Source organism: Priestia sp. KCTC 13724, assembly GCF_056820425.1.
The window spans coordinates 1-12,779 of the sequence record NZ_JBXDLD010000065.1 but is presented as its reverse complement, the minus strand read 5'-3'; the positions used below and the strand labels follow the sequence as shown (position 1 = coordinate 12,779).

General features: G+C 37.3%; 13 protein-coding genes and 1 pseudogene. 3 read left to right on the top strand and 11 right to left on the bottom strand.

Annotated elements, in window-relative coordinates; all coding sequences use genetic code 11:
- Positions 1-245 precede the first annotated feature (245 nt).
- Positions 246-1,475: a Zn-dependent hydrolase gene (locus tag AC1UFB_RS09575; RefSeq protein WP_100347711.1), complete on the top strand. Its 1,230-nt coding sequence runs from the start codon at positions 246-248 to the stop codon at positions 1,473-1,475.
- A 191-nt stretch (positions 1,476-1,666) separates the two neighbouring features.
- Here the strand turns inward: AC1UFB_RS09575 and AC1UFB_RS09570 are convergent, their stop codons facing one another.
- Entirely contained in the window at positions 1,667-2,074 is a 408-nt protein-coding gene (locus AC1UFB_RS09570) for a VOC family protein (protein WP_482589074.1), read from the bottom strand.
- A gap of 134 nt (positions 2,075-2,208) precedes the next feature.
- On the opposite strand from AC1UFB_RS09570, the gene AC1UFB_RS09565 reads away from it, so the two are divergent.
- Positions 2,209-2,622, top strand: a complete 414-nt coding sequence (locus tag AC1UFB_RS09565) for an MBL fold metallo-hydrolase (RefSeq protein ID WP_412760587.1) — start codon at positions 2,209-2,211, stop codon at positions 2,620-2,622.
- 55 nt (positions 2,623-2,677) lie between these two features.
- On the opposite strand, the gene AC1UFB_RS09560 is transcribed toward AC1UFB_RS09565, so the two are convergent.
- The 9 genes and pseudogenes from AC1UFB_RS09560 to AC1UFB_RS09520 form a co-directional block, all read right to left on the bottom strand.
- Complete coding sequence (locus tag AC1UFB_RS09560) at positions 2,678-3,289, bottom strand: DUF998 domain-containing protein (protein WP_198511927.1); 612 nt, start codon at positions 3,287-3,289, stop codon at positions 2,678-2,680.
- A gap of 128 nt (positions 3,290-3,417) precedes the next feature.
- Positions 3,418-3,698: pseudogene (locus tag AC1UFB_RS09555) on the bottom strand (hypothetical protein).
- A 117-nt stretch (positions 3,699-3,815) separates the two neighbouring features.
- Positions 3,816-4,733: an NAD-dependent epimerase/dehydratase family protein gene (locus AC1UFB_RS09550; RefSeq protein ID WP_100347713.1), complete on the bottom strand. Its 918-nt coding sequence runs from the start codon at positions 4,731-4,733 to the stop codon at positions 3,816-3,818.
- Between the two features lie 18 nt (positions 4,734-4,751).
- The gene (locus tag AC1UFB_RS09545) at positions 4,752-6,083 is read right to left on the bottom strand and encodes a glycosyltransferase family 4 protein (protein WP_482589071.1); all 1,332 of its coding nucleotides are present in this window, start codon (positions 6,081-6,083) and stop codon (positions 4,752-4,754) included.
- A 27-nt stretch (positions 6,084-6,110) separates the two neighbouring features.
- Positions 6,111-7,172 carry a protein kinase family protein gene (locus AC1UFB_RS09540; protein ID WP_100347715.1) on the bottom strand — a complete coding sequence of 354 codons (1,062 nt, stop codon included), beginning with the start codon at positions 7,170-7,172 and terminating at the stop codon, positions 6,111-6,113.
- A gap of 3 nt (positions 7,173-7,175) precedes the next feature.
- On the bottom strand, positions 7,176-8,354 hold the full coding sequence (locus AC1UFB_RS09535; RefSeq protein WP_061785427.1) for a carboxylate--amine ligase: 1,179 nt from the start codon (positions 8,352-8,354) through the stop codon (positions 7,176-7,178).
- The gene (locus AC1UFB_RS09530; protein ID WP_035320038.1) at positions 8,351-9,676 is read right to left on the bottom strand and encodes a glycosyltransferase family 4 protein; all 1,326 of its coding nucleotides are present in this window, start codon (positions 9,674-9,676) and stop codon (positions 8,351-8,353) included. The genes AC1UFB_RS09535 and AC1UFB_RS09530 overlap by 4 nt, the downstream gene beginning before the upstream one ends.
- Positions 9,673-10,329 (bottom strand): PIG-L deacetylase family protein, encoded by a 657-nt coding sequence (locus AC1UFB_RS09525; protein ID WP_100347717.1) that lies wholly within the window; start codon positions 10,327-10,329, stop codon positions 9,673-9,675. The genes AC1UFB_RS09530 and AC1UFB_RS09525 overlap by 4 nt, the downstream gene beginning before the upstream one ends.
- Before the next feature lie 131 nt (positions 10,330-10,460).
- A complete protein-coding gene (locus tag AC1UFB_RS09520; RefSeq protein ID WP_076512998.1) occupies positions 10,461-11,015 on the bottom strand; it encodes a serine/threonine-protein kinase in 555 nt (184 codons plus the stop codon).
- A gap of 166 nt (positions 11,016-11,181) precedes the next feature.
- Here AC1UFB_RS09520 and AC1UFB_RS09515 point away from each other — a divergent pair, with 166 nt between their 5' ends.
- Positions 11,182-11,595, top strand: coding sequence for a GRAM domain-containing protein (locus AC1UFB_RS09515; RefSeq protein ID WP_100347718.1), 414 nt, complete (start codon positions 11,182-11,184; stop codon positions 11,593-11,595).
- Here AC1UFB_RS09515 and AC1UFB_RS09510 read toward each other — a convergent pair.
- A complete protein-coding gene (locus AC1UFB_RS09510; protein WP_078989793.1) occupies positions 11,519-12,547 on the bottom strand; it encodes an LLM class flavin-dependent oxidoreductase in 1,029 nt (342 codons plus the stop codon). The genes AC1UFB_RS09515 and AC1UFB_RS09510 overlap by 77 nt on opposite strands.
- Positions 12,548-12,779: the final 232 nt, after the last annotated feature.

Sequence of the window (12,779 nt, the reverse complement as noted above, 5' to 3'; positions counted from 1 at the left end):
AGTGGCATAGGGTACCTATCATTTCTAATCAAATGGAAATATTTGTATCTAAAAATGCTCATTATCAGTTAAGAAGAGGAAAAGCAGTGTTTTTGTATAATTTGTTATAAAGTAAGAGTTTGCTAGGAGTCCTAACATAAAAGGGGATTTGCATCGTTGCTTATGTCATAATAATGAATATTCATTTTTCGACATCAAGTATTTTCCACATCATTCATTTAAAAAGAAACGAAGGAGTGGTTGCTTTGCAAAGACAAAAATTAGTAGTAAACGGTGAACGGTTAAAACAAGAGCTTGAAGCATTTGCTGACTATGGAAAAACAATTAATAACGGTGTTACAAGGCTATCTCTATCTAAGGAAGATCGACTGGTACGCGATTATTTCTGCGAATGCTGCGAGCAGCTAGGCATGACAGTTAAAATTGATGATATGGGATGTATCTATGCAACTTTACCGGGAGTTGAAGATAAGCCACCTATTGTCATGGGTTCTCATCTCGATACGGTAAAAAAAGGTGGTCGCTTCGATGGCGTACTAGGAGTTGTGGCAGGGTTAGAGCTTGTAAGAACTCTTGTAGAGAACAACATTAAGCCGAAAGTTCCCATTATGATTGTGAACTTTACAAACGAGGAAGGAGCTAGATTTGAACCTTCAATGATGGCTTCAGGAGTGTTGTCTGGGAAATTTGATAAGCAGACAATGTTAAAGAAACAAGATGTGGAAGGCACAACTTTTGAGCAAGCTTTAGCAGCAAGTGGTTATGAGGGAGATATTACAAACCGCTTAACAGAAGCTGCTGCATTTTTGGAGCTACATATTGAACAAGGCCCTGTATTGGAAAGTGAAAATCTATCAATTGGAGTAGTGGAGTGTGTGCTTGGGATGGTTTGCTATGAAATTGAAATTACAGGTGAATCCGATCACGCAGGCACCACACCAATGAAGATGAGAAAAGATGCCCTGTTCGCTACTAATACAATTATCCAAAAAGCGCGTGAAAAACTGAGCGCAATTGATGAAGAACTAGTTTTTACGATGGGGCGCATGAACGTCTTGCCAAATATTCATACCGTCATCCCAAATCAAGTTATTTTTACCATTGAAGCTAGACACAAGGATATGAATGTTATTGCAGAAGTAGAAGAAATAATTAAAAACCTATCCTCTTTAGCAGCAGCGGAAGGCTGTGCGATGAAAGCAACGAAACAATGGGGACGAGATACCGTATGGTTTAATGAAAGAGTGTGTGGAGTTATTGAGAAAGCAACGCAAAACCTCACGTATTCTTATAAGCGAATGGTAAGCGGAGCGGGTCACGATGCGCAGTTTATTGCTAGCTATGTACCGACGGCGCTGATTTTTGTACCAAGCTTGAATGGTAAAAGTCATTGCGAGGAGGAATTTACTGAGTGGAAGCAGTGTGAACAAGGCGTAAATGTATTATTAGAAGCGGTGATGCAGCTGCTTGAATAGAAAAAAGAGACTGAGATATAAGTAGTTCAGCCTCTACTATACCTGAACGATTGAGAGTTCATAACTTTTAATCGTTCAGTTTTTTTGGTTGATTGTGAAAACAGTGTTGGAAACAGGGTGGAACGAACGTGTTCAGACAAACTAAAAAGATGGGAACAGCTAGTGTTCGTCTTTTAGAAGCAATCATTTTGTTATGTCCCACACTCTTTTTTTAATGAAGACTGTTCAACATTTAGCTCAATTAAATTCCTATTAGGGTCTGCACAAAAGATTTGGGCAAAGCCGCTTTTACTCTTTCGTTTTTCAAGGGTCTCAATTCCTTTAGAGGTTAAATGACGGAGCGTCTCTTCAAAGTCAGCTACACGAAGAGCAAAGTGACCTTCACGACTGCTTAGTTCCGTTGTTCCACGAAGGGTTTGAGCAGTAGGAAAAACGATTAAGTGGATTTGTTGATTCCCAACTCCGTACCAAGCTCCTTCGAAATCAAAATCTGGACGCTTAATTTCTTGTAATCCTAAAACATCTCCATAAAAATGTTTGGCTTTTTCAATATTTGTTACGGCTATGCTTACGTGATGTAAGGCTTCGTATGTAATCATGATAAATTCCTCATTTCTCAAGAGTTATTATGTAAAACGATATCATAAAAACAAATAGATGACCACAAGTACGAATGTATACTGAGTATAAACTAGTGCACAATGAAAAGGTACAAAAAAAGGGAGTGTATAAAATGGATATGGAAATGCAAGGTAGCTCATCTACTGAACGGTTTATTCCAGTAACATCTGTAGCTAATGATAAAGGAGTAGAGGTAGCTCTTGATATTTATAGTTATACCATTCAGATTGTAAACATTTGCTTTTTAGGTAATCCCCAACATGAGAATGAATTTGTGTTAGTGAATGCAGGAATGCCAGAGTCGGCTCCAATGATTTTAAAGGAAATTGAAGACCGATTCGGTGTGGGTGCTCAGCCTAAAGCAATCGTTTTGACCCATGCTCATTTTTTTGATCATATTGGTTCTATTATTGACCTAGTTGATAAGTGGAACGTTCCTGTCTATGCCCATGAGTTGGAAATGCCTTATTTGACAAGTCAAAAAAATTATTCACTACCGGATAGTACAGTAGAGGGGGGCTTGTAGCAAAATTATCCCCTCTATTTCCTACTGAAGCCATTGGTTTATGGGGAGCTTTTTATCATTGTTTTATGTCCCAGAAGGCAAGAACGGTTCCCCATATGAAAATAACGAAATAAAATAAGCGCTGTAATAAACCGACAGGCATTGGAAAAAAGAAAACAAACATTATAAATAATAGAATTATAAATAGAATGGTTAAACAAATAAGCGTCCATTTGCGTCCTGTAGGTAAAAGCTTCGCGTATATCCAAAGTCCGGCTAAAGTAGTGATCATCCCCACCTGAGCAACAATGGAGTGCCAAAATAGATTTATATCAGCTGGTATGAATCCAGAAACGATATTTCCTAATGCCAATAGTAAAAGGAAGATCGTTGCTAGATGTCTCACTTTTGTTTTTGCAAGGTTTTGTGCTAAATACAAAATCCCAATAGCGAGAGTTAAACCGTTTATAATAAACAAGACGTTCATCCAAAGATGAAAAGGAGAACAGATCGTGTAAGGTGCCAGTGAATACGTATATTCACCACATGAAGTAACACCAAGGTCACTCATAGCTTGGTATAAAAAGCTATAGGGAACAAGAGAAGTATAAATAAAGAATGGTTCAATCAAAAAATAGCAGCAAGTAGCAAACCAGCTCAAAACGCCAATTTTTTTTGGTATATACAGTGTAATCACCCTTTTTAAAGTGTTATACAGCTATTGTATATCCAAAAAATGCTAATTAGAATAGAGCTATAAGGGGAGTTTATTGTAAGGCTTAGGTCTGATAAATAAAGTTCTTCAAACGTACTCTTTTATTGTTTTGTTTCTGTACGAAAAGCTTGTAGGGTTGTTTGTAAGGAAGCATAGGAACCAATGGCGCCATATCCATAAAACCATCCCATAAAAAGGCCAGCGATTAAATCCTTTGGGTGGCTGATAAAGATAGAAACTGTTAACCCTATTAATAAAGCGATTGTTGGTACATATTTCTTATTGATTTTGAAGAAGTTTTTAAAAGTTGGGTTATAATCATCACGCATGGAACAGCGATTATTGCATCCCAAAAGTTTGTGTGAATTGTTGGAAAGACCATGTAATCCCACCTTCAAATGAAAGGAATAAAAATAACTCTATAGTAATAAAATTAGAGTCTCCAATTTGTGCCTTTTTATGTAGAAAAGCCACCAGGAATTTCTGGTAGCTTTTTGTGTTAGCTCCTATAGGATTGAAAGTGTTCAATTGTTTTGAGCAAGTGCGTATGAATGTCGCTAGAAGGTTTCCACCCAAGGGTTTGAAGTGCTTTTTGATTGTTTAATTGACTGTGTAAAATCTCTCCGCTTTGTCCAGGTAGATAATTAGGAGTAGCAGATGAAGAAATCTCCGCAGCTAACAGTTTAAACAGTTCATTAATGCTAATTTGATGATTGCTGCTAATATTAATAATTTCATTCTCACCACTTTTAATAGCAAGAACATTTGCTTTCGCTACATCTTCAACAAACACAAAGTCTCTAGTTTGATTACCGGTCCCAAAAATAGAAGGGGTTTTACCATTTAGTAATTGGTTAATAAAAATGCTGATAACGCCACCTTCTCCGTCTGATTTTTGACGTGGCCCAAATACGTTAGCATAGCGGAAAATTGTAAAAGAGAGGCCGTGTAGCCGTTGAAATAATTGAATGTAAGACTCCGATACAAGTTTTGAAGTTCCGTAAAAGGAAAGAGGAGATGTGGGTGTTTCTTCATCAATCACTGTGTCGGCATCACCGTATACAGCGCTAGAAGAAGAAAAAATGAATTTTTTGACCGCATGTTTTTTACACATATCTAGCAAGTTAATAGTTCCCAAGATATTAGTTGCTGCATCTTCAACGGGGGCTTTTAAAGAAGTCGAAACATTGACTTGTGCCGCTAAGTGGATAACAACTTCTGGTTTTTCAATTTTAAATACCTGCTCAATCTCTTTTGACAAAATTGACATGTTGTAGAAAGAAACGTCATCAGCAAGGTTGCTTCTAATCCCGCTTGATAGATTATCAAGGACAACAGGAGTATACCCATTTTCTAATAAACATTCAACAACATGAGAGCCAATAAAGCCTGTTCCGCCTGTCACTAGTACCTTCATAATTTATCACAATTTGATTTATTCATCACATTCATTCTCCTTTTTTGTATTGGTCTTCCACCACTCTTCGTAGACTGCTTGTATTTTAGCAATCATTACATCCGCGGTTAAATGAGTGGTTGCAAACTCAAAGGCTTGGTTCGCTATTGTTTTACGATATTCGGCATTGCAAATGAGTTCTTCAAGAGCTTGCTTTAGTTCAGCAACGTTTCCGGGTTTACAAACGAGTCCTGAATGTCTGTTTGTAACAATCTCAGGTATACCTCCACAATCACATGTTATAATGGCTTGTTTTGCATGCATTGCTTCAATGATTGATAAAGGGAGGTTATCATTTAGTGTTGGCAGAACGTAGATATCGGATTGTTGCAGAATGTCAAAGACATCATGACGTTTGCCGAAAAACGTAACGAATGATAAGTCTAAATCGCTCCGGATTTTTTCAAGATGTTTTCTCATAACACCATCACCCACAATCCATACTTCAATATAATCTTCGAACTGTTTTAGATGAGAAAGAGCTTGAAGAAAGAATTCATGTCCTTTTCTAGGTCCTAATCGTGCGATGCATGTAATAACTAGTTTATTTGTTGCTTTGCTATAAGAAGTACGCAGTGAAGGAACTTTCACGCCGGTATGAACGGTCCTTAATTGTTGATTTGATGCTCCAAGCTCCTTTAGTCGTGGATGAAATGAATCGCTGATTGTGATAATTCGGAAAGCCCCTCGTATGCCAGCTCTCTCAATCGCTGTAAAATAGGCTTCTTCAAGGGATCCTTGTTGCATCTTGTAAAAATCGATGCGACTTTTGGTAAAATGACCGTGCGGCGTAAAGAAAATGGGTTTGTGAAGTTTTTGGTTGAGGTGAGCGAGAAGGTATGCTGCGAAGAGATCTTGAGCATGAATAATATCATAATTTTTAAGATTTTGTTTTTCTAAAAAAGCGTTAAAAACAGTGAGGAAGCTTGTGTTTTTAACAATTTTCTCGCTAACCAACCCGTAGTGTTTGCTCATAAACTCTTTTGCTTTTGAAGCTTGAACTGGAATATGGATCTCAAGCTCTTCTTTCGACATGCTAAGAGGTGAGAGTACATCAACGTGATAGTCCAGCTCTGAAAAACCATCTTTAACATGGTTGATATAGTGAGCTAAACCTCCTGTATTAGGGTAGCGTAAAAAGGTGACATACAAAATACGAAGCTTTGGCTTTCTGATGAGTGCTTTTGCAGTTTGGAATCCTGGTTTGGAAATGAAAGCTGGATTATTTGATGAAATAGCATAAAACTGATCCATGGTGTGGAGTAAATCAGGGAAAAACGGAGGTAGATTTGTCGAAAAAGAATCGTTCATAACATAACGCCTCGATTCGTTCGCTTACTATTTATAAATTCCAAGGTCTTTACCCCAGGTTTCAAGTTTATGAAGGTGATAAGGTAATAGCTCACCACCACGATTTTCATAAATTCTTCGCAGTTGTGTTTGTAATCCCTTTTCAAGAGTTCGCTGCAAATATGCCATTTTATAAAGGTGGGTCGGATTTTCTTTAAAGGAAATGCCGTGCTTTTTCATCTCTTGAAGGTAGGCTTTAATGCACTCTGTTCGAATAGAATTGCCGTCTTTTTGCCAGTCTTTTCGAAAAGCAATTAACAGCTCAACTAATACGATTAAATCTAGCCAAGAAGGAGCGTATTTAGCAGACTCCCAATCGATAAATTGAATTGGCCAAGGGCCGTTTTTTACCGTTTCATGGCTACATATGTTTTGCATGTGCAAATCGCCATGAGTTAGGGCAGAACCACTTTCTAATAACTCTGGAAAAAAATCAGGACCCTTTTCGTATATTTTATATAAAGAACTTTTATGAGGTGAAAGAATGGATTTGAGTTCTCGGTTTTTTGAGGATTCTTGAAGGAAATTCATCGTGTTAGCAATCGCTTTTGAGCGTTCTTTTCGCATAGTGAATGAATCATAAATAGGTAGCCAAGAGCTCCATTCCATTGCCTGTTCATTAAAATGACTGTCAAACGTATTAGCATGCAGTTTTGCTACCGATGGAATAATGGATTGAAAATGCTTTGGTGTGAACACTAGTTGACCTCGAACTTGTTGCACAAATTCCATGAATATCCACGTTTCTTCTTTATATTCTTCCACTAAGTAAATAGTTGGAAAAAAAGACTTTAACTTGGAATAACCTTTTGTATACATATTGACTTCAATGTCGTTTTTATAATTATTCTTACTATACGTTTTAAAGATAAGTGGAAAAGAATCATGTTTTGTGCTCACAACCAGTTTATAAATACTACTTCGCGTTGTAGATTTTAAGCATTTCAAGTCGGTGGAATCAATCGTGATTTTTTCCCCGATAGATGCTGATAGCTTTTCTTCGATTTTTAAGAGCTGAAACGTTGAATATAATTCTTTTGGTTGATACATTTCTTATTTCTCCTTTCGCTTGTTTTTCCATGCGTTGACTAAATGTGAATAAGCACTTCGAACAAAGGGCATTGGATCTCGTAAGCTGAACAATGCCCATTCTTTTTCGCCTTTAAAACCTGATAGGAAATCTCGTAACGTCATGCCTTCTTGTTTTCGCTTCGTTAGGTAAGTTAAGTAATAGCGCACGAGATAAATCCACTTCACTCCATCTTTTTGAACGAGATGGGGAATCGGTTGTTGTTCTGTCATTGATAAATAGTAGAGGTAAACAAAGTCGATTCCAGCTGCACCTGTTAAGCTGTGGGTGAGCCAAAAACGAGGGTTTATTTCAATGAATTTATAAACACCATCTCTCGGGTCTTTTTTAAACTCAGCCATCGCAACGCCCTTTAAGTGAATGGCTTTAAAGAATGGGAGGCAAATATCAAATAATTCAGGAACGGTCTTACTGACAATATGCGCTCCAGTGCCAAACTGAGCTGGAAACTGATGATTTTTTTGGAGTGAAAACTGAGCAAGTAAATTCATATTTTCATCAAAAAAAGTGGCTACCTTATAAAAACAGCTGTTATCGCCTGGAATAATTTCTTGTACAATTAAATCTCCAGCTTGTTGATAGGTAGGGTATTCTGCTTGGAGTTGTTCAGCAGTTTGGATTAAGATTGCTTTTTTATTAATAATCTTTCGAAATTCATGGCCAAGCACAGGCTTTAAAATGCATGGAAACTCTAACGTCTCTATCGCTGTCTTCATATCATCTTCATTTTTAATAATAAACGTTTTAGGGCAGGGGATGTTATGTTTCAAAGCAAGATTATAAGCTCGCTGTTTATCTAGAACTTGCTCAATTACATCATGATCAGGAAATAAGAATAAAAAATAATTGGAAAGTTCCTTACGGTATTTGGAAATAAATATGACATAATCATCAGCACCCGTATATAATACAGGTTTATGTTTCTGTTTCTTTCCAAGTGTAATGAGCACATCTAGCAGCTCTTTTTCTTCGGTAAGAGGACTTGGACAAGGGCTACAGGTAGCTAATTTTGTTTTTCCAATTCGGTAAGACTTTTCTGTATCAAAAGCATATATTTCAATGTTCCGTTCTGCTAACCTTTTAATAATTCCTAAGCCGTTTGCGCTAAGGTCGAGTACTACGGCAGCATGTTTGTCATTCATATTTTTTCACCTACTTTAAAAGCGGCAAGCGCTTGAGAATAAAGGTTGCTTATAAAAGACACCATTTTCACGTTTGTCAGGTTGGCGTTTGCGAAACGCTTTGCATTGGCGGCCATTCGAGCACGCGCCTTTGTATTAGCGATGAAAAAGGAAAGTGCTCTAGCTAACGTTTCGGTGTCTCCTGGTTCAATAATAATTCCAGTTTTATTATGCTTAATAATCTCTGGGATGCCTCCGCATTCTGTTGAAATGATTGCCGTTTGAGCATGCATTGCTTCAATAATAGATAGAGGCAAGCTATCGTTTAGCGTTGCGAGAACAAAAATGTCGGTTTCGTGTAAGATTTCTGGAATATCGGTTCGAGTTCCAAGAAAATGAACCATGTCCAAATGGAATTTTTCCTTTTGTTCTTCCAACTCTTCGCGCATTTCTCCGTCACCTACAATAAGCACTTCTACGTTATCTAGATGATTAATAGTAGACAGGGCACTTAATAAATCTCTATGGCCTTTTCTAGGGCCTAGTCTAGCAATTGATGCAATGGTAATCTTGTCATCTTTTGCTTTATGCTTTTTAGGGTACATCTTATTTTCAATCCCGGTGTAAACTGTTGTCATATGTTCTTGTTTGGCACCAATACTTTCAAGTGGTGGGCGAAATCCATCATGTAAAATGATAATATGGCTGGCAAATGAAACAGCTTGCTGCTCCATGCGTAGGTAATAAGCTTCTTCAACCGATCCTTTATCAAAAATATTGAATTTTAAGCGGTTAAAAGTATACATGCCGTGAGGAGTATAGAAGAGAGGTTTCTGAAGAGACTTGTTAAATTTCCCTAAAATATTTGCGGTGAATAAATCTTGAGCATGGAGGATATCATATTTTTCTAAATCTACGGTCTTTAACATTTGTTCATAGATATAAAGTAAACGTTGGTTTTTTAAAATAAGTTTGTTTACTTCGCCATAACGGGTTGAAAAAAAGTCTTCAAGCTCAGGAACAATTTCATTGCGCATTTCTTCTTTTTTTAAAGATGGAAACTTACGAGGAGAAATGACATCCACATAATGACCTTGGCTCCGTAAAGTAGCGCTTAGCTCTGAGATATAGTTAGATAAACCACCTGTGTGAGGATAATCCCAAAATGTTGTAATTAAAATCGAAAGCCTGCGCTTTTGTGAATTTTGTTTTTTCATAGATTTTAACTTTTTGCTAGGTTGAGTTGAACTGTATTCTTCCACATCGCTTTTATTATTAATCCCATAAAATGTATCCAACGTATCAATTATATATGGATATGGGATGTTGCCACTGTATTTCACAACCAAACCCTCCTTATAATTTCAAACGCTTCAGCATACGGTACACCAACGGTCATTCCCCGAACCTTTGCTAATGCTTTTACTCCCTCATATGATCTTGGGTGTGGGAAATCACGCATTTCCACGTCATATTCTTTTAGCGCTTCCACTTTTAAATCCATTGTATCGGTAACATTTACAAAATAATTTGGTTTAAATACTTGATCGTGTGTATAGGTATTCCATTCGGTAGAAGATACTGTTTCAAATGTAATGAGCTCGATTGGTTTTTTATTAGGAAGTGGGCGAGTCGCGGTTAACACCGCTTCAAATGTAATACGGTGATCGATGTTCATATCACCGTAGTGGTGAGTGAAAATTTTACTTGGATTATATTTTGTAATTAATGCTTCAATGTCTTTTGTCAACTTGTAACGAGGCATCATTTCTAACTCTAAATTTTTATGACCGAGAAAAATAACTTCTTCAATGCCGAGCTTTTTGTTAGCGAGACGGCCAAACGCTTGAATATGATGAGCTTCTTCTTTACGCCCTAACGCTGTAACAACAGATACGACCGTATATCCTTGATCGATCAATCGTTTGAGAGTTCCTGCAGATCCTAATAGTTCGTCATCAGGGTGAGCTCCGATAACTAATATATAATCTTTCATTCCGATGTCACTCCTTATAGCCTTCTGTCTCTATTACGGTTAATATATGCAAACGTATGGTTGAAAAGCAACCGGCATTAGCGGAAAAAAGTTGATAATTACCAATAGAATTTTTCTACTTTGAAAGCAAATTACTGATAAGAGCTCCATTTCAAATGAAGGTCTGGACGTAAATCACGTAAATGCTTAAAGAATAAGTCTAAAACCCCTAATTTTTCTAAACCTTGAAAAAGCTTAGTAGGAACTTTTGTATCAGAAGTTAATGCTCGTTTTAAATCAATAACCTTCAAATGTCCATCTTTTGTAATTAAAATATGTCGAACCTCTGCATCCCATCTAGTAAAACCAACCCTTTGAAGTTCATCAAGAAGTAAAATAATTTCCTTAACTAAGGAAAAGGGTAGGCTGTTCGTTCTTTTTATATATCTAGCTAGAGAAATAGATTCAATATATTCTAAAATAATGTAATTATAGCCAGCTTCATAAATCCTTGGGATGACGGAAGAACTTTGACCTAGCTTTAATGCTTGTAGCTCTTTTTGTTGTGTTGCTTCATTGTAGTAAATTTTGATACACTTGCCATTTTTAAGATGATATACTTGGCCATCTTTTCCGCTACCGATTAGATTATGGTCGTGTAGGCTACTAAAGGAAATTCTTCGTTGCCTAATAAGGGGATATTTCATATTGATTAAGCCTCTTTTCTTAAATGTTACTTAATTTACTTTTTCTTAATAGTTTATGAGACAGGTTATGGAAATGGAACCGTTAATTTCTGTGCATATTGATTAAAAATATGAGAAGATAATAAAAATTTCTATAAAAAGGAAAGAAAGGAGAAGAACAAAAAATATGTCTGAGGAATCATATATTCGAACAGGACTTGCCAATTTAATGAAAGGGGTAGGAGGTAAACTATACCTAACTTCAACGGAGCTTATACATAAATCACATGCGATTAATGTTCAACGAGGTACTGTAACATTGGACTTGGCAGATATTGAAACGGTAGAGAGAGTCCGTAACAAATTATTAGGAGTGCCTTTGTTAAAAAACGGTCTAAAAATAACTACAAACGATGGAGAAGAGCTTCGGTATGTTGTGAACAAAGCAAGCCAGCGGGGGGAAGATATCGAACAAGCAATAAATAACGAAAAGCCGAACGTTTGTGACAACGTTCGGCTTTTCGTTATTTACTATTCATTACTTCAGAAACAATTTCATATGAGCGTAATCGCGCTTTGTGGTCGTATATTTGTGCGTTGATCATCAATTCATCAGCATTTGTTTCAGCAATAAAGCTTTCAAGCTTTCTCTTTACAGTTTCTGGTCCGCCGATGATGGATGAACCTAACTGTTGCTGTAGAGTTGCCTTTTCAAATTCACTCCAAATCTTGTCCATATTGTCAACAGGTGCTTTAAGTTTGCCTGGCTTGTTGCGAATTAAGTTTAAGAACTGCTGTTGAAGCGACGTTGCTAATCGTTCCGCTTCTCTATCTGTATCCGCTGCAATTACGTTAACGCCTAACATTGCATATGGTTTATCCAATACTTCAGACGGTTGGAAGTAGCGGCGGTACATTTGAAGCGCTCCAAGCGTATTGTTCGGTGAAAAGTGGCTTGCAAATGAAAATGGTAAGCCAAGCTGAGCCGCTAACTGTGCACTAAATCCACTTGAGCCAAGTAACCAAATTGGCACTTCAAGACCTTCTCCAGGAACAGCTCTCACTGGTAGTGGTTGCTCATCAGATGGAACGGCAAGATATGCTCTCAGTTCATCTAACAAATCTGGAAAATCTTGACCATCACTCATGCGTCCTCTTCTTAAAGCTTGGGCGGTTAATTGATCCGTGCCAGGAGCGCGACCTAAGCCTAAGTCAATTCGACCGGGAAAAAGGGATTCTAATGTTCCGAAATGTTCTGCAATAACAAGCGGTGAGTGATTAGGTAACATAATGCCACCTGAACCCACTCGAATGGTAGATGTACCAGCAGCGACATGGCCAATTACGACAGAAGTAGCGGAGCTTGCAATTCCTGACATATTATGATGCTCGGCTAACCAGTAGCGATTGTATCCCCATTTTTCGACGTGTTGTGCTAAGTCTAGCGTATTTCTAAGTGCATCAGCCACCGTGCTGCCTTCCAAAACAGGTGACAAATCAAGCACTGAAATTGGAATGTTTTTTTGACTGTTTGGATGTTGGTCCATCGACATATACTCATCCTCTTTCCGTAATAATAATTTAATTATTCGATAATCATCGAACTATCTGCAGGTTTCATTGTAACAAGAATGTGAAAGAGAGAAAAATAAAATGCCTGTGTTTAAACAGAAAATAATTCGATAATTTAGTTCAAGAGTGTTGATTATCCAAAATTATATAAGTTTTACTTAATAATCCGGCATATGAACACCGGCTATTCTTTTTAAAATTTGCTCAGAGGCC

Bases quoted from the DNA above. Each gene is read 5' to 3' on its own strand.
- AC1UFB_RS09570 (WP_482589074.1), bottom strand. From the start codon at position 2,074: ATGATTACATACGAAGCCTTACATCACGTAAGCATAGCCGTAACAAAT.
- AC1UFB_RS09565 (WP_412760587.1), top strand. From the start codon at position 2,209: ATGGATATGGAAATGCAAGGTAGCTCATCTACTGAACGGTTTATTCCA.
- AC1UFB_RS09550 (WP_100347713.1), bottom strand. From the start codon at position 4,733: ATGAAGGTACTAGTGACAGGCGGAACAGGCTTTATTGGCTCTCATGTT.
- AC1UFB_RS09545 (WP_482589071.1), bottom strand. From the start codon at position 6,083: ATGAACGATTCTTTTTCGACAAATCTACCTCCGTTTTTCCCTGATTTA.
- AC1UFB_RS09540 (WP_100347715.1), bottom strand. From the start codon at position 7,172: ATGTATCAACCAAAAGAATTATATTCAACGTTTCAGCTCTTAAAAATC.
- AC1UFB_RS09535 (WP_061785427.1), bottom strand. From the start codon at position 8,354: ATGAATGACAAACATGCTGCCGTAGTACTCGACCTTAGCGCAAACGGC.
- AC1UFB_RS09525 (WP_100347717.1), bottom strand. From the start codon at position 10,329: ATGAAAGATTATATATTAGTTATCGGAGCTCACCCTGATGACGAACTA.
- AC1UFB_RS09520 (WP_076512998.1), bottom strand. From the start codon at position 11,015: ATGAAATATCCCCTTATTAGGCAACGAAGAATTTCCTTTAGTAGCCTA.
- AC1UFB_RS09515 (WP_100347718.1), top strand. From the start codon at position 11,182: ATGTCTGAGGAATCATATATTCGAACAGGACTTGCCAATTTAATGAAA.
- AC1UFB_RS09510 (WP_078989793.1), bottom strand. From the start codon at position 12,547: ATGTCGATGGACCAACATCCAAACAGTCAAAAAAACATTCCAATTTCA.